This window comes from Olivibacter jilunii (genome assembly GCF_900607235.1).
Lineage (GTDB): Bacteria > Bacteroidota > Bacteroidia > Sphingobacteriales > Sphingobacteriaceae > Olivibacter > Olivibacter oleidegradans.
The window spans coordinates 36,067-60,737 of record NZ_LR027860.1; the positions used below are offsets into that span (position 1 = coordinate 36,067).

A 24,671-nucleotide genomic window follows, 5' to 3' on the forward strand; every position below is an offset into this window, starting at 1 on the left:
CGACTAGACGCATAAGTAAGGGTTCTGCCACCCGGAACTATTTTGATAGGCCGCTTGCAGCATTTCAGGGTGCTCCCAACTGATACCTGGATCCTGGTCAATTACTTTATTTTCTACTAGGCCTGTTTTACAATTGATTTGTGAGAGCCGGACATATACCGGGTGACTGGACTGATAAGGCGTCGTTTTAAGGTTGATTTCCCCTCGTGGACCGAGGCAGGTGATCGTTGCCAACGCGCTAGCCAATGAATCGCGTGTGATCTTCTTATCTTCATGTCCACGAATCGCTTTTGAAAGACATAAGCCTACTTCGTAACCAAGCATGCTATACACCATCGGTTTCTCGTCATAGTTACTCTCATAAGCCTGTATAAAATCCTGATTAGCGCCTGTTTCTAATGTGTAGGTCCAGGTTATAGCGCTGGTTAGATTTGTCACGAATAGATCGCTTGTTTCCAAGCACTCATCCGTCATAAACGGAGCCACACTTAATGCGGTGCGAGAGGATATCTTACTTTCCTGATAATAGCGGAGAAACTGCTCTCCTTCTTTTCCCGATAACATGGCGTGGGTGTGGTTTGGCATCAACATTTGTAATTGATTGATGAGAAGCAGGGTGTTTGGCATGGAAGTCATTCCATTTATAAAATTAAGCTTGACGTGGCTAGCTCCAGCCGCATGTAAGCCATAACGATAACATTCGTGCATATTATACCCTGCCTCATAATACGATAGGCTTACACATGGATCTGCGCCGTATTCCCGTTGCGCCCATTTCCCCATCACCCACTCGCTTTTCCAAAGATCGAGACTCGTATAAAAGAGATAATCTGACCGGAATTGATACGTAGGAACAAATCCACCTAAATTAGCTATCGCGACGGGTATACGGTATTTATTGATGATTTCTAAGCAGTTTTGAGTAACCTTGGTGCCTATCACACCAATGATCATATCGACTTGATCGAATAAAGCCAGTTTATTTAGTGCATTTTCGACAAAGGACTGCCCGCCGGTTTGAATAAACTCCTCAATGATTTCGATACGGCAGTTCGGTGTCCTTTGCGCCAACGCAAGCATAGCACCTTGCTTGAAATCATTGCGAAGATTTTTGAATACCCCTGAATAGGGTATTAAGAATCCTATTTTTAACTTTTGCATATCAAAGGTAGAAGGGGGGATTATTCTCTCGAAGGAAATACACCTTGCAGTGCAATTACAAAATGGAGTACTTGATAAGGCTGCATGATGCTGAATGGTATATTGCCACCTGCTTGACCTACTGCTACATTACCTCCACCAGTTGCTGATACTCCACTCAGATCTACTAAGGTACCTGCATTTGCCTGATCGATAAAGCCATTTAATGACGCGGCATTATTAGGGTCATAAGGTGCGGCCAATACGCTACCAGATGTGGCTACATGTGTTTGTGCTTGGTTCGTGGAAACACCAACGGAAACGCTCCCGGGAGTTGGCGTGAACGTTGCTTGATGTGTGTGCATTGGCATTTGCGTGTATGTTAAGGTAATGGTTTCTGTACCTGCCCTTTGTCCAAGTATATAGTTGGACCCACTTGGATTTTGGCCTTGGCCGATCACTACGCGCCCTTGCAAGTCCGGCAATGCAAAGGTAGTCGTACCGTTGCCTCCATAAATGGTTCCAAGCAGTGCAAACAGTGCGGAGTTTGAACTGATAGCCAAAAGCTGTCCTTGACAAAATGCCCAACCTTTAGGGGCAAAATCAGGTGCCCATATCATTATTTCACTTAAAAGAGGTTCTGCTGCCATAATTTTTGAGTTTAGTATGTGTTACGTATATTGACTGCTATTGTGGATATGAAGTATTTCACACAATTTCCACAACGACACAAAATGAACACAAATTTTGCTCACTTTGTATCCCTCCTTTGGGGGGGATCGCATGTGTGGAGATTAAGGGTTGTGCGCTGTGGCTAAGAGGAGGAGCTAGCGTAGCCTTGGATATACTTGTTATTTAGTGTCGGAGCTGATACAAGGCATAGTTTATTAAACAAAGCTTCTTACACTTGAACTATTTAAATTTTCGGCTGATCAATGCATGTCTACTATTGACCTCTAGCTTTTGATAGATATTTTTAATATGATATTTAACGGTCTCTACAGCAATATCCAAACGCAGTGCGACTTCCTTATTAGTTAGTCCTTCCTCAATAGCACTTACGATTTGCTCTTCTCTCGGTGTAAGTTTTTCTTTTGGATCAGGCGTCACCCTGGGGTTGAAATACTCCACCACCAGTCGTGCAATACCTGGCGACATCGGTGCTCCCCCATCGCAAAGTGAAATAACAGACTCTTTGATTTTTTGTAAAGGCGTTTGCTTTAAGAGGTAACCGGAAGCGCCATTGCACAAGGCTTGAAAAACCCTTTTTGCGTCATCATAAACAGTCAGCATAATTACCTGACATTTTGGTGCTCTCTTTTTTATGCGGGAAATCCCTTTAATTCCGGATTCTCCAGGCAGCCCGATATCTGACAAAACCACATCGAGATAAGTATTGTCTGTCCACTGACTCATAAAGTCTTCTACCGAGCCCGCCGCTAAAAGACAAGAAAAACCTTGCTGTTCTTTGAAAAAATTTAACAGGGCTGTACGAATATGCTCGTCATCCTCAATTATCCCTAAACGTATCATGCGTTAAAACTATTTATTATTTTTGGTTCTACACCCCCCTCATTGGGGGGTGCATGCATTAGTTTTAATCTACATAAGTATTATATGCACCTGAAAATATTGATTCTCTTCAACAATAGACAACTGTGCATTCATTTTAGCAGCGCGCTCCTTCATATTTTGGAGTCCGCGTCCACCTTGGTGATTTACAAATAATTCCTTAGGATTTGAACAGGTATTTTTAATCGACAAGTGTATAGTATTGTCGATAACCAGCTCGATGATTGCTCCTGAACCATCGCCATACTTGATCACGTTGGTCACAGCCTCTTTAAAAATAAGAAAAAGGTTCTGCCTTACAATTTGAGACAAGCCGTTTGAGGCATAAGCTCCCCGAATCTCAAACTTATACTGAAAATCTACCTCCTCCTGAAGTTTATACAGGTAGTCTTTCATACGGATAACCAGGTCTTTTAGTGTATCAAAACGCGAATCGATCGACCAAACCATGTCGCTCATGGTAGATAAGGCTTGCCTACTAGTATCTGCGATTTGTTGCAATTGCTTATTTTCTCCACTCCACCCGTTTATTTTGCTGTTCAGCGAATCGGCTTGGTAATAAATGCGTGTTAAAGAACTTCCCACCTCATCATGAAGATCGCTGGCGATGCTAATTCGTAAACGACGTTCTTTGATTTGTATATATTCACGATATTTAAAGATTGCCCAAATAATGATCGCGAAAAACAATACGAGCAGGCATTTAAACCAAATTGTTTGATAAAAGGTGGGATTCACTTGAAGTGGCACGATTAGGCTAGCGTTAGTCCACCGCCCATCCGGCAGACGAGAAGCAAGGTGCAGCTGATAACTGCCGGGCGGCGTTTCAACGAAGGTAATTTCCTGCCGACGCCCCAAAGGCAGCCAATCCAAGTGTCCATCCAATCGATAAAAAAACTGTAGCTCTTTGGCCAGCTCACTCACCCCGCCAAAGCCAATCGTAAAATAGCGCGTCCCAGCTTCTATTATAAGCCTTTTATCTTGTTTATACGGGAAGGTGTAATGCCGTTCCAATCCCTGGCCTGCTCGCTCGGTAGTAAAGCTGGTAATATTTAGGGGAGTGGTTTTCGTTAATCTTCTTACTTGCGGCACACGAGGCGCCTCCGCATTAAAATAAAGCAAACCATTGATGGTTCCCAAGTAAAAGGTATTGCCCTGCTGAAAAGCAGCCGCCTGATTAAATTCATTTGCTGGCAATCGATCCAGTCGAGAGTAATTAGCAATCTGCTTTGTCTGTTTGTCAATCATACTTAAACCATTATGGGTGGCTACCGCGACATGGTCTGCCTTGGTTAATATACTATACACAATATCATCAGCCAAGCCATCTTCATTGGTGATTTTCTGCCGTACCGCTCCATTCCCGTCTAATATCCAAACGCCTTCTCCATGTGTTCCTATCCAAAACGTATCATCTACCGGCGTAATACAATACACTGCGTTTCCCAAGGCATTTGTTTGCAAGCTGTTAGTTTGGCAATCCCAGATAAATAGCCCTTCGGGCGTACCGATCCATAATTTTTTTCCAACGGGTGTTACATGTAATATCTTTAATCGTGCAAGTTTAGGGTGTTTCACTACCCGGTATGTTTTTGAATAAGGATTAACCATATATAAGCCTGCATAAGTGCCTACCCATACAGAATCATGCGAAACACGCGTCAACGTTGTCATGGCTTCAACTGGCAGTTTTTCGCTTTTTGCCGCCAAACTAAGCCTAATAGATGAAAGTCGTTTTTTTTTTCGATCGAACCAGAGCAAGCCACTTCCTTCCGTTCCTAATAATAAGGTGTCTTTACTCCATGGAAGTATCCGATAAACAAACTGCCCACCGAGTGTTTCCTTTTCTCCGGTCCGCTCGTTTATGGCAATAAATCGATCTTTGTACGATCCGACATAGAGCGTGCCGTCACTGTGCTTATAGATGCTTCGTATACTATTGATTGACGTACCATTGCTAAGGAGCGTATGAAATCGATGATTAGTGGGCAATAACTCTAAGACATGATTGTTAAGCGACATCAACAAGCTATTACCTAAATTTTTAAACCATACGATATGATCATCTTTTAGGTTGTCGGGGTAGGTCATTTCTTGCTTGCTTACATGGTTGGTCGGAAAGTTATATGTAAACAGCTGTTCTTTACCGATACTTGCTTTATTCGTGAATATCAAGATGTGATCATTATTGAAAGGTGCCATATATACGGTACCGTCCTTACCAACCTGATTCCTTTCCAATGCCGGAATTTGGTCAAAAGTTCCGTTTTGAGTATCAAAAAGATACAAACCACGATCTTTAATGTTTAACAAGCATTTTCCCGAGGGATGAAAGTGCACTTGTTCAATCTCTGTATTATTCAATTCAGGTAAGCCAAAGTATGTCGGAGGTGATAAATAACCCTCCCGGATTCGGAGACGGATCATTTTCCCTGCTTTCGTGGATACCCAAAGTTCTCCGGCATAAGGTTCTGAGATGGAAACGATAGAAGGCTTGTTGAAATGGTTTGGATAATCCCGATTGATATCAAGCAGAAGTTTCAGGCTATCACCGTTGACCTGATAGAGTCTACCATCAAACGACCCTGCATATATATTGCCGTTGCGCCCTTGCCCAATACACTCTATATCCGGTTTATGAACATATTGGTCTAATTCCGGGTTTTTTACAAAATTCATTTCCCAACTTCGCAAATCGAAGCGTACGAGGCCATTTTCAGTTCCGATCCAAAGGTTGTTTTGCCTGTCGGGAAAAAGGGTTTTAATTCTACTGTTCGGAATAGCGGGTTTACTTTTATTATTCAGGAAGATAGTTTCGTTTCCGTCGTATCGACATAATCCACCGCTAGTAGCCATCCACAGAAGCCCCGCACTGTCTCTTATAACATCCGTAATAACTTGGCTCTGCAAATTTTCGGGAAACTTGGCATCTCGAAAAATAAATCCCTCTTCTTGGGAGTACACGTACAACATACGTGTAAGCAAAACAATAAGCAAGAAAGGTTTTCTAATATACATGAATAGGTAGAATGGAACACATCCATCTGATCTGGTGCGAAACTTTAATTATAAATTAAGCGAAATATTGTCCATCTTTTTTATTCATTCTGTTCATTTTTTTTACACATAAAAATTGGGTAAAAAGTGTTCTCCAAAGTCTTTCTCCAAACGAATCGATAGAAGAACAGTTTTTTTATTTTCTTTTATACTTTCCTGCGTTTATATTTGTCGGCATCGAATGACCAACAATGAAACGAATTATAAGCATTTTCACTTTCTTTTCACTAACATTATCCTTTAATAACCAGCTGTTTGCTCAATCGCAAAACACCTATCAAAACCCGTTGCCGGTTGCATTTGGTGACCCTTACGTACTGCACGTATCGGGCGACAAATATTATATGTACGGCACGGGTGGAGTTGCAAAAAATGGATTTGCTGCTTATTCTTCGACCGACCTTGTGAATTGGAAAGATGAAGGCCAAGTATTTTATGCCGGTAACCCAAATGGTTGGAGCGATTCTACCGCCGCTTGGAACGGAGCCTACTGGGCACCGGAAGTATATGCGCATAACGGCAAGTTCTACCTATTTTACTCCGCTCAATGGAGCGATAACCCTGGCAAGGAGGTTGAAAATTTTCGCATTGGAGTAGCTGTGGCGGATAAGCCTACGGGGCCATTTGTTGACTTAACCGATAAACCAATTTTTGATCCTGGATACCCTATTATCGATGCGAATGTACTTTTTGATGACAGCGGTAAGATTTATCTTTATTATTCCCGCTGCTGTTATAAGCATCCCGTGGAAAGCGAAGTAGCTACCTGGGCTAAGAAAAAGGGATGGTTTGATACAATAGAGGAAAGTTGGGTGTATGGTGTTGAGTTGAAACCTGATTTCAGCGGCGTTATAGGCGAGCCCGTCTTATTATTAAGACCTCCTGTAGAAATGAGCGATAAACAAGCGGAGTGGGAAAGTCGTTCGGTTACGTCAAAGGAAGTTAATCGCCGGTGGACAGAGGGCTCCGCTATTTTTAAGAAGGGAGACACTTATTATATGATGTACTCGGCCAATTATTTTGGGGGTAAGAATTATGCCGTAGGATACGCGACTTCCAAAAGTCCGCTCGGCCCATTTACCAAAGCGGCTAATAACCCTGTATTGCAGAAGAACAGCGAACGTGGTGGTGTGGTAACAGGAACCGGTCATAATAGTGTGACCTACTCGCCAGACGGAAAGGAAATGTTCTGCGTGTATCACGCACGGACCTTATCAACGGGTGAAGAACGTGTTGTTTTTATTGATAGAATGAAGATAACAGAAGACGGGAAATTGATAGTAGAGGGACCGACTACGACACCTCAACTAGTTCCAAGCAGATAAAAAAAGGAACCTCCTGCACAGTGGGTTCCCTTTACTTTTGATCAGGAAACGTTGGCTCAGTCTAACGTGTCGAGTTGTTTAAGATCGAAATCATCATTAATCACTTCGCCGTTGGGTTTTACCAAGACAAATCTGGGTAGCTCAGAAAGATATAGGGTATTGATTAAGTCCTGTTGTGCTTCGTTTCTCATTCTATAACTATATTTAAAATCCAGGCCTTCCGTATTCTCTTTCCACTTACTGAATTGGCTTTCCATTGAAATCGGCAATATATCAATTCCTCTTTTCTCCAAAACTGGCACTTCTTGTTCCAATTGCTTAACCGCCTTGGCGGACGCTTGATCTGCACTATTCCAAAATGACAGCAGCAAATATTTACGATCCTTAAAAGAATCCCATGGAATTTCTGAAAGCTGTGCATCGGTTGCGACTACCTGTTTTTGAAGATCTAACCGTTGTATTTTCGTTTGCACCTTTTCGAGTCGTTTGGCAAAGTCTAGGCCATACTTGCTCTGCTTTACCTCAATTGGCGCCTGTTCTAACAGATTCCCGTATGCTTTTGCGTATTGACGCTGTTTTCCCGCCCGTGATAACAAATAAAATGAGCTGATTAATGGCTGGTGTTTTTTGATGAAATCTTCAGTAATTGAAGCAGGACTTTTCGAAAGTTCTTTCTTACCCGAAACTTTGGTGACGCCTGCCCCGCCAAGGCTGTAACTTTCTGTCTGTCCTTCTTCTTCCGCTTCAAGTTCGGCAAGTACAGTATGCCATTTATTTAATAACTCTTGTTCTTTTCCACCACCTTGAATCGAAAAGGCAGTTTTGCTTATGGAGCCTGGGTGATTAAAGGGCCGTTGTACAAGCTTCAGATCTGTAGAAGCGGATGCTAAAACCGGGATGGAGGCTTCCCAAACTAACCCACTGGTACCGCGTTTTGTGGACTTTCCTTCTATTTTTATAAAGTAAATTTCGTTAAGATTAGCGGTATCCAGCTTGAGTTTGAATTTCCCGTTCTCAATAGGGACGGATATAACGGAATCCTTCTCATTGTCCTTGAACAAAGAAACTTTTTTTATTTCGGAATTCGCTGTTTCGCTAATAATCGATAGCGCGCCTTTCTCGGGTGTATAAAGATATTTTTGCTTTTTAGTGTCCGTCTGTTTATTTTGTTCGCGGTGTTGGCATGACGATATAGTCAGTAAAAAGCCAATCACAATAACGTAAGGGCTCGATCTAAAGAATTTCATATGCTAATATACCAACATGTAATCATATTGTTTGTGTACTTGCGAAAATTGTAAACATCCATTTAATATTTATATAAGTTTGCACGGATATCTAATTACAGTAACTAAGTTATGATTCAAAAAGAAGACACCGAAATATTTTATCCAATGGATTTGACAGCTTGGCGGGCATGGTTGGAGAAAAACCATCAATCAAAATCATCCGTCTGGCTCGTTCTTTATAATAAATCTTCAGGCAAACCTTCCATTTCCTGGAGTGAGGCGGTAGACGTTGCTTTGTGCTTTGGATGGATAGATAGTAAAAAGATAAAAATAGACCCTGAAAGATCCCATCAGTTTTTCAGCAAGCGAAAAGCTAAAAGCACATGGTCAAAAATCAACAAAGATAAAGTGGAGAGATTGATAGCAAGCGGCTTAATGACACAAGCTGGTTTGGAGTGTATTGAAAAGGCGAAACAGAATGGGTCCTGGACGATTTTAGATGAAGTGGAAGCACTTAAAATTCCGGCGGATTTAGAAGCTGCATTTATGATTCATACCGGGGCAAAATCATTTTTCGAAGGGCTGAGCAAGTCCGCAAGAAAGGCAATGTTACAGTGGTTGGTTCTAGCCAAGCGGCCTGAAACAAGACAGGAACGAGTACACCAGATTGCTGCACTCGCTTCAAAAGGAATGAAACCGAAACCGTTTTAACTTGTACTTACTCGGCATACCTATCAAAATCATTCCGAAATTAATTCCACATCCTTTTGCAAATAACGCACAAAACACTGATAAAAATTAGTGAAAAATAGAGACATATTGTGCAATTCGATTCCGCTTGTTTGTTTTTATTTGCCTACAGAGTGAGGGGTTTCTTGCAAGTTTGTTAAAAACCAATTATGTCCTATAGAACCGGATTGGGGCCTCTTCTAAAATTACGGACAAACGAAGGTGTTCATGAACTGCACCGGTAGCGTATAAAGTACGATTATTTCACCATTATAATGTCCAAATTATGAAAAAGATTACGATCAATTTATGTTATCTATGTCTCTTGTTCTTGTACGCTTGTGAAAAAAACGTTAAGATGCAGCCAAATCCTGAAACGATGGATATGGCGGATTTTATTATTGACAGCACTTTTACCAACCCTATCATACCGCGAGGCGCCGATCCATGGGTGACGCACAAACATGGCTTTTACTACTTTACATACACGCAGGGGGGCAAATTAGTCTTGTATAAAACAAAAAACATGTCTGAGTTGGCATTGGCGAGCGCCCACGATGCGTGGATACCCGAACAAGGTATGCCATATTCCAAAAATCTATGGGCGCCGGAATTACACTACCTTGATAATAAATGGTATATGTATTTTGCTGCAGACAATGGGCAGAATGCAAATCATCGAATGTATGTCGTAGAAAATGCGGCAGCAGATCCTACGACCGGAGAGTGGGTGCTCAAGGGAAAGGTGGCCGACCCGTCCAACGAGTGGGCCATTGATGGTACCGTACTTGAATATAAAGGGCAACGCTATATGTTATGGTCGGGTGGAAACGCCGGTGCTGCTCCGCAACGTATCTATATTGCAAAGATGAGCAATCCATGGACCATCAGTAGCGAAAAGGTGGCTATCTCCAGTCCGATACATCCTTGGGAAATGAATGGTAGTGCGATTAACGAAGGTCCCCAGGTATTAATAAGTCCGAGTGGTCGCGTACACGTGGTATATTCAGCAAGTGGTTATTGGGTTGACACCTATTGCTTAGGTTTACTAAGCCTGAACATAGATGGAGATCCAATGAAGCCCGATGACTGGGTAAAAACACCGCAACCCGTTTTTTCTATGAATGCCGAAAGCGGCGCTTATGGCCCCGGCCACAATGGTTTTTTCAAATCGCCGGACGATAGCGAAGACTGGATTATTTATCATGCACGGAGCTTACCTGGAGGTGGGGATGGAAACGGTCGGAATGCCCGCATTCAGCAATTTACTTGGAATGCAGATGGAACCCCCAACTTCGGTATACCCGTTAAGATTGGTGTACCTATTGCAAAACCTTCTGGCGAACCCATTCGAAAAGTATATCGTACTGATAACTGGTCTATTGCAAGCTTTAGTTCTGAGGAGACTGTCAATAATCGTTTGGCTAGTAAATTGATTGATAATGACGTAAATTCGTACTGGATAACGCGATACTCATCCAATCCAACAAACTATCCCGATCATTGGATTACCGTTGATATGGGGGAATCCCTAACAGTGGATGGCTTTATGCTCGCGCAGAAAAGCGGTGATCGAAAAGTTAAAGAAATAGAAATTTTAATAAGCGACGACAACAGTTCGTGGGAAAGTCTGGGAACCTTTGAATTGGCTAATGTAAATTTGGTTAAACAATACTTAAATATAGATGTAAGGCGTACCTGTAGGTACTTTAAGTTAGTCCCGTTGGCTGGTTATGATAGTCAGCAGCAACCCGGACTTGCAGAAGCGGGTGCCTACATTAAAGGAGAGTAAAAATTTAAGTCCCCTGAATTAATCGGGTTGAAAAAAAAATGAAACTATATTGTAAGTTTATATGTCTTTTCTGTCTGCTATTATTGGCAGGCAATTTGCGTGGTCAAGAAAAACCTAATATCATTATTATTCTTACAGATGACATGGGATTCAGCGACATAGGCACTTTTGGAGGCCAGTTTGTTCCCACCCCCCATTTGGATCAACTGGCTAAAGAAGGCACTAAATATACGCAGTATTATAGCGCCGCTCCTATTTGCAGCCCTTCTCGTACCAGTATCCTGACGGGTATGTTCCCTGCTGAATGGAATTTCACGACCTTCCTGAATGATCGGCGAAGCAATGCGCGTGCAGAGCAAGCAAACTATTTGAATGTAAACGCCCCCTCATTGGCCAAAGTATTAAAAGCAGCGGGATACGCCACCGGGCATTTTGGAAAGTGGCATATGGGCGGTGGCCGTGATATTAAAAATGCACCGGGCTTTAAGAAATATGGTTTTGACGAGCACGCCAGCACGTACGAAAGTCCGGATCCTGACCCTGCCCTAACTGCAAGGGACTGGATCTGGTCTGATGAGGACAGCATCAAACGTTGGGACCGAACGGCTTACTTTGTAGATAAAACGCTTGATTTCCTCCGTCGGCATAAGGGTGTACCTTGTTTCGTGAACCTTTGGCCGGATGACATGCACACGCCATGGGTACCGGAAGAAAATCGTCGGCAATCGGGTAAATTCCCAATGAATCCGGACGAAGAGAAGGCTTTTAAGCTGGTATTAGCTGAATTTGACAAACAAATGGGCAGGTTGTTTGACGGCTTAGAGAAACTGGGTTTAGCTGAAAATACGCTGATCATTTTCACCAGTGATAATGGTCCGCTACCGAGCTTTAAGGGCAGCAGGGCGGGCGGCTTGCGGGGCACGAAACTCTCACTCTACGAAGGTGGTATTCGTATGCCTTTTATCGTACGATGGCCGGGCCATACACCTGCGGGTCAGACGGACAGTGTGTCGGTCTTGAATTCAAGCGACTTGTTTCCCACCTTGGCACGTATTGCCGCTGCTCCACTACCACCTAATTACAAAGGAGACGGCGAGGATAGAATGAAGGTATTCTTAGGAAAGCCCTCCTCAAGAGAAAAAGATATGTATTGGGAATATGGGCGAAATGATTATGCTTTTAACTATCCCAAAGGAAGAGACCGGAGTCCGAACTTAGCGATCCGGTCGGGTAAGTGGAAACTGTTAGTTGACTACCAAGGTGATAATGTAGAATTATATAATATCGTGGATGATAAATATGAAACTAACAACGTTGCCGCATGGCATTCGGATATCGTAGCTGACTTAAAAACGAAGCTTATTACTTGGCGGGCTTATTTACCTGAATTAACAGCCGACCGCGCTAATCCTTAACATGAATACGGTTGCTCGATTTTGACGCAAGTCAATGTTTTTAAAAGTTATTTAATGCAACTTTGGCTTGTAATTCACGGTGATGTCTGACATGCTAAAGGACCTTATACAACGAAAAACACAACTTGAAGAAAAGCAAGTTCTCGAGATACTGAGGTATTTCAAGCCACTTGTCGCCAAAAAAAACGAATTATTACTTGCAGAGGGTGCTGTAGCAGATAAGTTGTTTTTTATTGACAAGGGATGTCTGCGGCTCTATTACAATAATGATAACCACGGCGTATCGACAAGATTTATGGCTTTTGAGCATACTTTTTTAACGTCAATTGTTAGTTTTATTTCAAGAACACCGGCACCTGAATATATACAGGCTGTAGAAACTTCGGAATTATTCGTGATCTCCTACCATGATTTTTTTCGATTGCGGACGACGATCCCGGCATGGGACAAAATGTATATTTATATCCTAGAATACGGTCTCACCGTTATTACATCGAAGCTTAGCGGATTACTTACGCAGAGCGCAACAGAACGTTATCGCAACTTACTAAAAAATAACCCGGAACTTGTACAGCGGTTATCAAATGCAAACTTAGCGGCTTATTTGAATATATCACCCGAAACACTCAGTAGGTTAAAATCAAATTTATAATAGTAGAATCAAAGCGGCATACCCGTTTCAGAAACAAAATTGATTTAAGTAAATAAGCAAATCAGTCATGAGAAGTGATGAAGTAAAAAAAGGATACCATAGAACGCCACACCGGTCTTTATTTAGAGCCACCGGATTAAAGGATGAAGATTTCGAAAAGCCCTTTATCGGTGTAGCCAACTCATTCATAGAGATTATTCCCGGACACTTTTTTTTGAACAAGGTGGCGAACATCATTAAGGAGGAGATTCGTGCAAACGGATGCATCCCTTTTGAATTCAACACCATTGGAATTGACGATGGCATTGCTATGGGACATGACGGTATGCTGTATTCGCTTCCGAGTAGAGAATTAATTGCCAGTTCAATAGAAAGTGTAATGAACGCACACAAATTGGACGCCATGATTGCTATACCAAATTGTGATAAGATAGTACCTGGTATGATCATGGGTGCACTACGTGTAAACGTACCTACCATTTTTGTGAGTGGAGGTCCCATGGCAAAAGGTTATAAAAAAGATGGTACTCCCATCGATCTCGCATCTGCATTTGAGGCAGTGGGCAAGCACGAGGCTGGGGTTATTAGCGAGGAACAACTTCGGGATATCGAATGTAATGCCTGTCCAAGTGCGGGCAGCTGCTCGGGTATGTTTACGGCTAATTCTATGAACACCTTGATGGAGGCAATGGGCATAGCCCTACCGGGTAACGGAACTATCCTTGCCCAAACAGTCGAACGGGAGACACTTTATAGAAAAGCGGCTCGACGCATCTGTGAGATTGCAAAAGAAGAGACAGCACGTAAAAAATTCACCCTGAAAAATATATTGAACGAAAACGCCGTTCGAAATGCCTTTGCTGTTGATATGGCAATGGGTGGTAGTTCCAATACTGTTTTACATATGCTTGCTATTGCAAATGAGGCAGGTTTAGATTTTCAACTGAAAGATATTAACGCAATTTCACGGAATGTTTCGCACATTGCTAAAATCTCACCAAGCCTAACGAATGTTCATATGGAAGACATTAATCGGGCAGGTGGCGTTAGTGCTGTGATGAAAGAGATGACCAAAAGGAGTAATAATATTCTTATAGACAATTTAACAATCAGCGGCGAAAACCTTTTACAACTTATAGTAGGAGCCGAAATTAAGGACAAAAATATTATACGTACCATCGATAACCCATACAGTGAAGTGGGTGGCTTAGCAATTCTGTATGGAAATCTGGCCGAACAAGGTGCCGTTATCAAAACCGCAGGGCTTACGGGTTCTAGGGTATTTACTGGCAAAGCCGTTTGTTTTAATGGTCAACAGGAAGCCGTCGATGGCATAATCGGCGGAAAAGTTAAAGAGGGTGATGTGGTAGTTATCCGTTACGAAGGTCCAAAAGGCGGTCCTGGAATGCAAGAAATGCTGACGCCCACAAGCTTGATTATGGGCATGGGCTTGGGAAGCTCTGTTGCACTAATAACAGATGGTAGATTTAGCGGAGCAACTAGAGGTGCCTCCATTGGACACGTATCTCCGGAAGCGGCTGAGGGTGGTATGATTGGTTTAATAGAGGATGGGGATGAAATTCATATTGACGTAGACAATTACATCTTATCGGTTAAGTTAAGTGATGAGGAAATTGGGAAGAGAAAAGCGAATTTTGTGCTCCTCAAAAAAAAGCTGCAATCGCGATGGCTTAGCCAATACAGGGCTTTAGTAACAAATGCCAGCAAAGGTGCGGTCTTAAGAAGTGACCTGTAAAGGAAAGGCGATAATTAGACATTGATGAGGATGTAAATGTCCGAATTATAATTTCGGAGTAAAATTGCACTGAAAAATTCTATTTGGTTATTCCGTCCTTTATTTTTGGAGATGCGACATCAGCTTATACGCCATGATCAATTTTGGCGAAAAACGTGGATCAGAAGTTTTTCATATTTTGTATTTTTACTCTATCCAACCCTTAGCAAAGCGCAATTAATTGAACGCGACAGTGCATTTACTTCATCTGAAGCAATTACAGGTCACCCCGGTTTTTCTATACATCGCGATAACTATTTCATCACGGGTATTCCGATGAATCAACAACCAACACGAAATAACTCGGATATTAAGTATCAGATTAGTTTCAAACAACGCTTACGCAAAACACCACTACCCGGTGGCCTATTTCCTTATATTACCTACTCACAAAAAGCATTTTGGGATATCTATCGCGATTCTAAACCATTTGACGAAATTAACTTCAACCCCGGGCTCGCACTAGTAAGACCTTTTTTTCTAAAAGGGCATCGTTTGGCCTACGCTACGCTATCGCTGGAACACGAATCAAACGGACGTGATTCTGTTTATTCACGTAGCTGGAACTTTATGGCCTTTTCCTTGAGATCGCAACTAGATGAACGCTGGATTGTAGGGCTTCGGTTCTGGTTGCCTATGTCTTATAAGGATGACAACCCTGATCTAATGGACTATGTAGGTTATGCCGAGGCTAATGCTACTTATCGAATTAAACCCGACAAATGGTCAGTCGATATAACTGCAAAAAAAGGAAAAGGATGGAATAGACGAGGATCAATCCAAGCTCAGTTGAATTGGCGACCCTTCAAGGATGAAAACCAATACCTCATGTTACAATGGTTTCAAGGTTATGGCGAAAGTTTAATAGACTATCGGGAACATACAAGCATGATCCGCATAGGATTCATGCTGAAAGCAACTACATTGGGGATTTATTAACACCGGTATTAAACTGTGCGGAAATAGGAAAATATGGCAACCAAAACTATGTTTCATAGTCCCTTTATTGAACCCTCAATACCCCTTCTTTTCTTATTGTTACAGCTTGCGTTTACGCACACGTTTGCGTAAATCCACGCAATCGATTGATCTCGAAACCAATTTGTTTTTTTATATAGGCTTGAATATGTTTGCTCACGCAGTAACCAATTTGACCACAATAAACTAGGAAAAATCGTGAACTCGTCTTTACCGTAAGGACGAAGTATTCGACTGAATGATTGTGTGTATTACTAAATTATGAAGAACTATGAGAGAGCGTTAAACTTATTCTTGTAGGCGGACGTCACGCCAAACAAAGCAACAAAATTATTAACAAAAACCCTTAAACTATGCTATATGATTAGTACCGGATTCCTATTGCCTAAAAAAAGGCACATTTCAATCAATCTTTTATATGTTTTCCTTGTTTCATTTTGCACGGCAGGAAGCAGCATATCCATTCATGCACATGCAAGTAAGCGACTATCGACGTTTTTTCGTCAAACAAGTGTATATGGCACAGTCACCGATGAACGTGGCGCCCCCATAGAGGGAGTAACAATTTCTGTAAAAGGAACAACAATAGCCGCTAAAACCAATAGTGAGGGAAGATACCAATTAAACGTGCCCCCTAAGGCTGTTTTGATTTTTAGCAATTTGGGCTTTGAGACACAAGAACTCAACTTCGCAGGAGAACGCGAACTTAACGTAGTATTAAAAGATATGATCAGCGATCTTGAAGAAGTTGTTATTGTTGGATATGGAACGCAGAAGAAAGTAAATCTTACAGGGGCGGTTAGTTCGGTTAACGCCAGGGAACTGACGAATATTGCACCGGCAAATCTGTCTAATACACTAGCCGGTCGAGCCCCAGGTGTAAACGTCACTAATACTTCCGGACTCTCAGGTGCCACTTCCCAAATTAGAATAAGGGGTAGTTTTGGTGAACCACTTTATGTCATTGATGGTATTGTACGAGACAAAGCCGCTTTTGACGCTTTGGAGGCATCTGAAGTAGACCAAATGAGCTTTTTGAAAGACGCTGCAACGGCCTCTATCTACGGATCGAGAGCTGGAAATGGGGTTGTGCTGGTAACGACCCGAAAGGGAATTGAGCAAAAACCTACCTTCAATTTTCAATCTAATTATACAACGTCCAGCCCGACCATGCCACTGCTATCTGACCTCACAACAGCAACGGATGAATTAATTTACCAAAATCGGGTGGCGGAATTTAACGGAACACCTCCACCTAACGGACAAGAAGAGTTCGACTATTTTAAGGATAAAAGCTACAATGTACACGACATGATCTGGCGAAATCCAACGAGTCATCGCCAAGCGTTGAGCGTTAGCGGAGGATCCGAGAAGATAACCTACTATTCATTACTAAGCTATCGCGGCGAGAACGGATCGTATAAAACGGTAGATCATGGTAAATTTAATCTTCGCAGTAATGTCTCGGCTAAAATCAGTGAAAGTATCTCTGTTGATTTGAATCTCTCTGCGTACCAACAAAATCTAGATCGCTTTTATTGGCCTTTTACCGGCGATGATGACTTTGATGTGTCCGATTTATATCGGGTAACCTTCAACTGGCCAAAAACTTATCCTTTCTACGTCGAAGCAGATGGGACACCAGCCAATTATGTAACTCCCTATCCTATCCAGACGCCAATGGGGAGTTGGCAGGCTTGGAGCGTGATCGATCAGGTCGTAGGTGATCGCTATATCAAGACCCGACAACGTCAATTCAATCCGATACTAGCGGTTAACATTAAGCTGGATAAATTTATTCCGGGCCTCTCTACAAAAGTGGTAGGAAGCTATCTGGGTGAAGACTACATGCGAAAAAAATATTTAACGTTCCAAAAGAACTATGTCTTCAATCAAGCAGATCCGGATGGTAATCGCTTTTTGCCTGGGCCTCCTGACCCGAATAAGACAAACACTTTTACCTTCAGCCAAAATCAGCCCTTTATGAGCTATGAACTAACGAACGATTGGAGCTATCAGTTCAACTGGTTTGCAAATTATACGCGGACCTTCAATAAACACAGTGTAGATGCATTATTTGTTTTTGAGCAGGCTGAGAATGGCGGTTATGCATCCTATGCAAGAGCCGAAAATCCGCTAACTTCATTAGATCAGATGTTTGCTTATCCTACCGACAGGCAATTCCGCGAAGCGAACGGGTGGGAAGAAATAGGCGCCCGGCAATCATACATAGGAAGAGTAAACTATAATTTTGACAGTCGATATATCGCTGAGTTTTCTTTCCGTTACGACGGGAATACCTTATTCCCTGAAAATAAGCGTTGGGGCTTTTTCCCATCAGTCTCTGCCGCTTGGCGTCTGTCAGAAGAGAGCTTCTTCAAGAAGTTCACCAATGCTTTTAATGAACTGAAGATTAGAGGTTCTTACGGAACCACCGGGAACGACTTAGACGTCAATAACGAAAAGATAAATCCTTTTTCTTATGTAGCAAGGTACATTAATTCCGGCGGGTATATGTTTGGCGATCGCTTTTACGGAGCCATCGCACCAGGGGCGACGCCCAATCCGAATCTAACTTGGGCAACCTCTACGAGTTATAACATCGGTTTGGATGCGGCAGGTTTTAATAATCGCTTGAGTGGAACGCTCGATCTATTTTTAAGGAAAGAAACGGATATTCTCGGCTCTCGTTTAGTGACTTTACCTGATAATTATGGGCAGGCGCTAGCACCGGAAAATTACGCAGCTAGATCCTGGAGAGGCGGCGAAATCACTTTACAATGGAACGACAATGCGGCCAATAATGAGGTTAACTATTCCATTATGGCAAATGCGGGTTATGCAAAAGACCGCTGGGATATTTTTGACGAAAGTGCGGCTTATGGACCTGGTGGCTATCGCCACTTCGAATCGCGTATTGGACAACCTGCCGAAAGGATTATCGGTCTAAAGACACTGGGAATTATAAGAACCCAAGAACAACTGGATGAATTACTCGCACAAGGTTTTAAACAATTTGGACGTGATCCCTATTTAGGTGGTTTATACTTCGAGGATGTACGGGGTGATGGGTACGCTCCGGGACCTGACGGAAAAATAGACGGTAATGATAATCAGTTGCTCTCGACAAATGCGGCTCCTAGGATTAACTATGGTTTTGGCTTCAACATCGCTTATAAGAACTTCTCTTTACAAGCGCATTTTCAGGGCGTGCTCAATTACGATCGAATTATCAGCAACCAAGAAGGAGCAGGTATGAGGCAGCACGGAGGTACTGTAAGACCTTATTATCCTGTATGGGCATCTGACAAGGTATGGACACCGGAAAATCCAGATGGTGAATATCCTCGCCCAATTGGGCAGAATTGGTATGAATCCGGAACAGGTGCGTCTTCTTTCTGGATCCGAAATGGGGGCTATCTCCGTTTGAGAACACTTAATGTGGGATATAACCTGCCGAAATCTTGGGTATCTGCACTAAAGCTGGAAAACGCGCAATTATACTTTAACGGAACCAACTTATTTGTGCTGTCAGATATGAAGGAGTTTCAAGATCCCGAGCAAAAAAATTACGACTCCTATCCTATTATGAAGACCTTCACTTTTGGTTTGGATGTCAGGTTTTAACGAGGCAAATAATACGGTAACAAATAGAAACAAGATGAAAAGGAATATATATATTATTTTATGCTTTATAGGTGTTTTTGCAAGCTCTTGCAAAAAGATACTTGATATTGAAGATATCGACAATTACGACCCACAGCAGGTTTGGAATGACCCCAATTTGGCAAACGCTTATATGGCTAATATCTACCCCATGTTCGGCAACTGGAATCCAGGCGCCGATTCGGATAGCGAGCAGTTGATCGGCATTAATTTTTATCCCGATCGGGTGACGATTTCGAATGGCGAGTTTAAATCATGGAATTACAGTAATATACGTTTAATAAATCAAGCTATCAGGGATGTCAATGCCGGTGCTTTAGACCAAGCCACAAAAGACGGCATAACTGGTCAAGCTTTGTTTATGCGTGCTTATGCGTATTTTTGGATGGTAGTATATCATGGCGGTGTACCCTATATCACCGTACCGCAAGATCGCTATGAAGATGACCTTTATGTAGCGCGGAACTCTACAGCCGAGTGCTTCGATTTAATTATTCGTGATTTGGATGAAGCAATTGCTAAGCTCCCGGAGCGCATCGCTACCTCATCTACTGACTATGGAAAAATTGACGCTAGTTTTGCGCTCGCTTTTAAAGCAAAAGTACTTCTTTATAAGGCCTCTCCTCAATTCAATCCTACTAACCCTTGGAACAATTCATACTGGGAAGCCGCTTATCAGGAAAACAAAAAGGCCTTTAATGATTTGCAGGCAAGGGGTTATCGATTGACGGAGGACTATGCGAATATCGCTTTAGTGGAAAAAGGCCCCGAAGTAATCTTTGCCGTGGTAAATTCCTATCCCAATAAAGTCGCCTCATGGGATTATGGTGTCCGACCGGGATCCGAAAGCCGTGGCCCCGCCTATGCATGTCCAACTTGGGAGTTCATAAAAGAATTCCCGATGAAAGATGGCAAACTATATAACGATTCCACGAGCGCCTATCATAAAACGGAGGCTGCCTTTCTCCAGCAATATTGGGAAGATAGAGACCCCCGTTTCGATAAGTCGATCGTTTGGAACGGAAAACCCTATGCTGTTTCCGGCAAAACGGGAAAACGGCAATATACATCACTAGGCATAGCACATGAATTGGATGATTTTGGTGTGAATCCAAAAGCTGGTGTGAATTCAACCAATCTCAATAGGTACAGTGGTTTTTTTATCGAAAAAAATAGTTTGCTGAAACTGACACAGGCGGAGGTGCAACAATATGATGTCGATTTTGTGCTAATGCGTTTCGCGGAAGTTATGCTGAATTATGCAGAGGCCGCTAATGAAACCGGGAGAATCGGTGAAGCGATGGATATTTTAAAGCAAATACGCCAACGGGCCGGTATTGAAGCCGGTGGAGACAGTAACTACGGAATCAAAGCAATAACGAGAGATCAAATGCGTGAGGCGATTCTGGCAGAACGTAATATAGAGTTCTGCTTCGAAGGACATCGCTTTTGGGATTTACGTCGGCTACGGATGTTAAATCGTTTAGACGGCACCACAAAACATGGTGTAGAAGCGATTGCGATTAATGATGATGGATCAGAAATGGCGATGGGACAGGCACGGGCACTTGCCGATAAATACGAACTGATGGAAAACAATTTTAAATATAGCGTTTTACAAGTTCCCCTATCAGGCGTTAAAGTAAACTCGTTACCTGAAAGCTATTATTTCTTTCCGATTCAGGAAAGCATAATCGATAAAAATCCTAAAATTGAACAGAACAATAACTGGGGTGGTACGTTTAATCCGACCTTAGAATAAATCAAATAATGATTTCAATCGGTAAAGTTTCTATATGCAAACTTTACCGATTGAAATCACCTAATTGAACTCTCTTTAGCGTTTCCTTTACTCAAAATTGATCAGTTTCAGAACCGCATTTCTCTTACGGATAATGGTACTATCGGCTTTTTTGGCTAAACGTTCTTTATCGGTAAAATAATACTTATATCGGGCTTTTGTCATGCTAATATTATAGTCAGGTATCTTACCCTTTACATCTACGCCCATTTTAAAAGGGACCGGAGATTTTAGTACCGAGATATGATAATCATAGGACAGATCAATATGTTGTATGCCTCCTACTGCTAGGCGATAACGGTCAATTTCGACCAAAGCGGGTAAAATCTCTAGCTGCCGATCTTTAATTAACATTTCTACGTTCAGCGAATCGATGTATGTGCTGTCTCGTTCCTTGAACTTGAAGGTTTTGGCCAGCTCCCTAAACGCTTCATTGTCTTGCACGGCCAAGTGGGTAGCTCGCAACGCGGCTACACTTCTTACTGATCCGATATCGATCTCCATATCGTTATTCAGATTAGCAGAGCCTTTTATACTGAAATCTGCATTACCTTCCAGTGATTTTATAACAGGGAAAAGAGTGTCTAACGTGGGGGCAAAATCCTTCAATTGATTCATTTTCATGTTACGTACGTCAATCACGTATTGCATTCTAGCTTGACCATTCGCCAGTGGTTTATAACGCAGTTTGGTTTGCAGAGAAGCCTCACCGGATTTTAAACTGAAATCATGTAAATTCAACTGCCCGTTATCAACACGGGCTTGACCTTTAAGATTGTTCAGCATTAATGATCCCATTTTCAATTGCTCTATAAAGGAGTTAAAGGTAAAACGAATATTGGTAGGTAATGTAAAACGAGTAGAGTCTGCTATAGGTGTTACGGGTGGCGCGGCGGTCAACGCTGGCGCCGCCATACGCTCTATAACTCCTGCGTTAGCGCTTTCGGCTTGCAATACGCCCATTAACTCGTCAATATCCAAATAGCGGGCATGCAGATTTAAATCAGCATACAAAAGCGTATCCCGCTTGTCTACCGGAAAGATGTTGCGTACCTCGCCGTCGAGCTTCATCTTGAAGTCGCCAAGCGCCACAAAAGCATTGTTTAGGTGAATATCATGTCCTTTTACAGTAATAAGGGAACGATTAACCGACAGCGGCATACCGACATTAGGAATGGCCGCCTTAAGCTTCGAAAAGCTAAAGGAGCCTATTGGCCACCATTGCTTCTGCTCATTTTTCTCGACATTGAATTGGTAAGACCCTTTATCAACGATCAGTGTCATTTGTCCATAGTGCAGGGCTAAATTCTGCGCGTCGAAGCTCGTAACAAAATGAGGAGCACGTGGCAGCTTACCTGGGCCAACCGCAGCAGCGATGGAAGCTTTCTCAATGCGTACATTCATACTGTCTGTAGATTGATAGTGAAGAGCCGCCAAATTGATCTTCGATTTCAGCGGTAAGCGTTTGTCGACTTTTTTAGATCCTGAAAGCTGCGCATGAAGTGCCTGCACCGTAAGCTTATGTTTTTTTCCGTATTGTAGATTAAGCCTATCTATATCCAATTGTCCGGACAATCCATTCTTTTCATCTCTTTTCAGGCTCAGTGCAGTATAAGGTGTATGAAAAAGAAGCTCCTCTTTAGCCATGTTTATTTGTAGATCCGCGAGCTTAGCATTACCTTGTAATGACAGATCGCGATAATCAAAGCCCGATTGAGCCGTATACGTAATTTTTCCCGCGAGATCTATGAACGCTCTTCCACCGAGCTGCAATCCCTCGACAATAGGAAATGTTGACCCAATTTTTGTAAGATCGATATTTGCTTCGACATCCGGTTCAATTTCCGGGTTATCCAACAGGTTTTGTGCTGATACGCTACCGCTAAGGTGTATGCCCGTTCCTCTTATTAGCATCTTATTGATACGTACTGCGGAACGTTGGCGCTCATTAAAGTCTAAAAGACTTTCTACATCTGCCTCTAGGGCGGTAATTTGGCCCGGAAACTTTTTATAACGCAGAGAACCGCCATGTATTTTAAGCTGTGCCCTTGATACAGGCAGCTTGCCTTCACCGTACACGCCATTTGTCCGCAACACTAAAAACACCCTCCCGCCAACATCAACATCTGTTGTCTTAAGGTATCTTTTTGGCACCATTTTCCATAAATTTGCCAGCGATGGCACCTTCATTTTAGCTTGCAATGCTACATTTACAGCTTTTCTGCCATTGGGTCGTTCAAAGACGCCGTCAAGCAGAAAGTCTATATCGTTCAATTTTAGCGTTCCATTGGTAAAGCTGAGTTTTCGACTTTTCTTATCAAGCTTCATATCTGTATCCAAAAGGCTGTTCAATTGCCGGATAAAGACAAATCCAACCTTCGTGATCGTTAGCTGCTTACTATCTGAATGTAATTTTAACAGGAGGTGATCCTCGTCGTAAACAAACCCAATTTTAAGAGCCAAATGCGGGATTCGGCAATCAAGTCTTGATCCTTTGTCTTCATAGTGAAAACTGGCATCTTCGATGCGAAGCGATTTAATATGAATTTTTTTTATTGCCGATTGGACATCGCTTGTGTCAGTAGCTTCAGCCGTTTCCTTCTTCAGAATATCATAATTTGCGTTGCCGTGCTGATCCACTGCCAAATGAAGTCGCGGCCTGCGCAATGTAATTCGCTCAATATCTATTTCTTTTTTTAAAAGTAATTTAGTCATGTTGACGGCGCCCCGAAAGTCACTGAAAACAACTAGGGTATCTCTCCTGTCTCTCGAAAGAATATATCCGTCATGTAGACGAGCACCGAAACGTGGAAAAGAAGAAAAAAAAGTTAATTCGACGCTTTTACAAAAAACCTGTCCATCCAATTGTTGATTAATCGCCTTAAGTGCTATGGGCGTTATCTTCTCAGGTTTAAAGAGAAAATTAGTAATGAAAGTTATGGCAAGCAGAATCAAAGTGCAGGCTAAGCCCAAGCTAATAAGAATTTTTTTTAGGATGTTCGACATATATTCTATTTCCTGTTCTGCCGCAAGGCGTTTAACCGATTCAGCCTCGGAGAGCTGCAAACAGGCCTTATATTTTGCGTCGCCAAATTTAATACTATTTTCAAAATGCTTTTTAGCACATCAGATACTCCTATACACATAAACGACTTGGTTAACTTTCTGCGGCTTCTTTTGTTACTACATCCCGATGCGCTCTCCCCCAATTAATCATTTCCTGGATAATATTACCGAAAGTTCTACAGTATCCTGTTGGTTCATATTCAATCAATACCGGCGTGTCTACATAAACCGTTCGTTTCACCAATTTATTTAATTCCATCTCCTTCAGTTCTTTAGATAACATACGCGTAGTAATTCCTGGAATACTCCGTTCAATTTCCCGAAAACGCCTGTTACCGTTGCAAATGGAATTAATGATAGGTATCCGCCATTTCCCGCCGATAAAGTATAGGGTGTCTTGCAAAGCCCTGAGTTCTTCTTCTTGATTTCTTTCCATTTTTATTTATGTTACCTG

General features: G+C 42.3%; 16 protein-coding genes. 9 read left to right on the top strand and 7 right to left on the bottom strand.

Translation table 11 applies throughout. From position 1 onward, the window contains the following. Positions 1-3: 3 nt before the first annotated feature. From E0E36_RS26050 to E0E36_RS26065, 4 genes are all read right to left on the bottom strand, one after another. Positions 4-1,161, bottom strand: coding sequence for an ABC transporter substrate-binding protein (locus E0E36_RS26050; protein ID WP_130858376.1), 1,158 nt, complete (start codon positions 1,159-1,161; stop codon positions 4-6). Between the two features lie 20 nt (positions 1,162-1,181). Further along, positions 1,182-1,790: a phage tail protein gene (locus E0E36_RS26055; protein WP_130858377.1), complete on the bottom strand. Its 609-nt coding sequence runs from the start codon at positions 1,788-1,790 to the stop codon at positions 1,182-1,184. A gap of 262 nt (positions 1,791-2,052) precedes the next feature. Continuing rightward, complete coding sequence (locus tag E0E36_RS26060) at positions 2,053-2,673, bottom strand: response regulator transcription factor (RefSeq protein WP_130858378.1); 621 nt, start codon at positions 2,671-2,673, stop codon at positions 2,053-2,055. Positions 2,674-2,742: 69 nt separating this feature from the next. Beyond that, entirely contained in the window at positions 2,743-5,730 is a 2,988-nt protein-coding gene (locus E0E36_RS26065; protein ID WP_130858379.1) for a ligand-binding sensor domain-containing protein, read from the bottom strand. 230 nt (positions 5,731-5,960) lie between these two features. Between E0E36_RS26065 and E0E36_RS26070 the strand changes: the two genes are divergently transcribed. Further along, a complete protein-coding gene (locus tag E0E36_RS26070; protein WP_130858380.1) occupies positions 5,961-7,094 on the top strand; it encodes a glycoside hydrolase family 43 protein in 1,134 nt (377 codons plus the stop codon). A 56-nt stretch (positions 7,095-7,150) separates the two neighbouring features. Here E0E36_RS26070 and E0E36_RS26075 read toward each other — a convergent pair whose 3' ends face one another. Beyond that, the gene (locus E0E36_RS26075; RefSeq protein ID WP_130858381.1) at positions 7,151-8,341 is read right to left on the bottom strand and encodes a thioredoxin family protein; all 1,191 of its coding nucleotides are present in this window, start codon (positions 8,339-8,341) and stop codon (positions 7,151-7,153) included. Positions 8,342-8,452: 111 nt separating this feature from the next. On the opposite strand from E0E36_RS26075, the gene E0E36_RS26080 reads away from it, so the two are divergent. From E0E36_RS26080 to E0E36_RS26115, 8 genes are all read left to right on the top strand, one after another. Beyond that, on the top strand, positions 8,453-9,034 hold the full coding sequence (locus E0E36_RS26080) for a YdeI/OmpD-associated family protein (RefSeq protein WP_130858382.1): 582 nt from the start codon (positions 8,453-8,455) through the stop codon (positions 9,032-9,034). Between the two features lie 304 nt (positions 9,035-9,338). Then, positions 9,339-10,844, top strand: coding sequence for a family 43 glycosylhydrolase (locus E0E36_RS26085; protein ID WP_130858383.1), 1,506 nt, complete (start codon positions 9,339-9,341; stop codon positions 10,842-10,844). Positions 10,845-10,882: 38 nt separating this feature from the next. After that, positions 10,883-12,259: a sulfatase-like hydrolase/transferase gene (locus E0E36_RS26090; RefSeq protein WP_130858384.1), complete on the top strand. Its 1,377-nt coding sequence runs from the start codon at positions 10,883-10,885 to the stop codon at positions 12,257-12,259. 82 nt (positions 12,260-12,341) lie between these two features. Further along, on the top strand, positions 12,342-12,911 hold the full coding sequence (locus E0E36_RS26095) for a Crp/Fnr family transcriptional regulator (RefSeq protein WP_130858385.1): 570 nt from the start codon (positions 12,342-12,344) through the stop codon (positions 12,909-12,911). Between the two features lie 67 nt (positions 12,912-12,978). After that, positions 12,979-14,667: a dihydroxy-acid dehydratase gene (ilvD, locus tag E0E36_RS26100; RefSeq protein ID WP_130858386.1), complete on the top strand. Its 1,689-nt coding sequence runs from the start codon at positions 12,979-12,981 to the stop codon at positions 14,665-14,667. 111 nt (positions 14,668-14,778) lie between these two features. Then, a complete protein-coding gene (locus tag E0E36_RS26105) occupies positions 14,779-15,645 on the top strand; it encodes a phospholipase A (RefSeq protein ID WP_207303817.1) in 867 nt (288 codons plus the stop codon). A 399-nt stretch (positions 15,646-16,044) separates the two neighbouring features. Continuing rightward, positions 16,045-19,311, top strand: a complete 3,267-nt coding sequence (locus E0E36_RS26110; protein ID WP_130858387.1) for a SusC/RagA family TonB-linked outer membrane protein — start codon at positions 16,045-16,047, stop codon at positions 19,309-19,311. Positions 19,312-19,345: 34 nt separating this feature from the next. After that, positions 19,346-21,112, top strand: coding sequence for a RagB/SusD family nutrient uptake outer membrane protein (locus E0E36_RS26115; RefSeq protein ID WP_130858388.1), 1,767 nt, complete (start codon positions 19,346-19,348; stop codon positions 21,110-21,112). An 87-nt stretch (positions 21,113-21,199) separates the two neighbouring features. Here the strand turns inward: E0E36_RS26115 and E0E36_RS26120 are convergent, their stop codons facing one another. Together E0E36_RS26120 and E0E36_RS26125 are read right to left on the bottom strand one after the other, a co-directional pair. Beyond that, complete coding sequence (locus tag E0E36_RS26120) at positions 21,200-24,157, bottom strand: AsmA family protein (RefSeq protein WP_130858389.1); 2,958 nt, start codon at positions 24,155-24,157, stop codon at positions 21,200-21,202. A 151-nt stretch (positions 24,158-24,308) separates the two neighbouring features. Then, positions 24,309-24,653, bottom strand: coding sequence for a winged helix-turn-helix transcriptional regulator (locus E0E36_RS26125; RefSeq protein WP_130858390.1), 345 nt, complete (start codon positions 24,651-24,653; stop codon positions 24,309-24,311). Positions 24,654-24,671 lie beyond the last annotated feature (18 nt).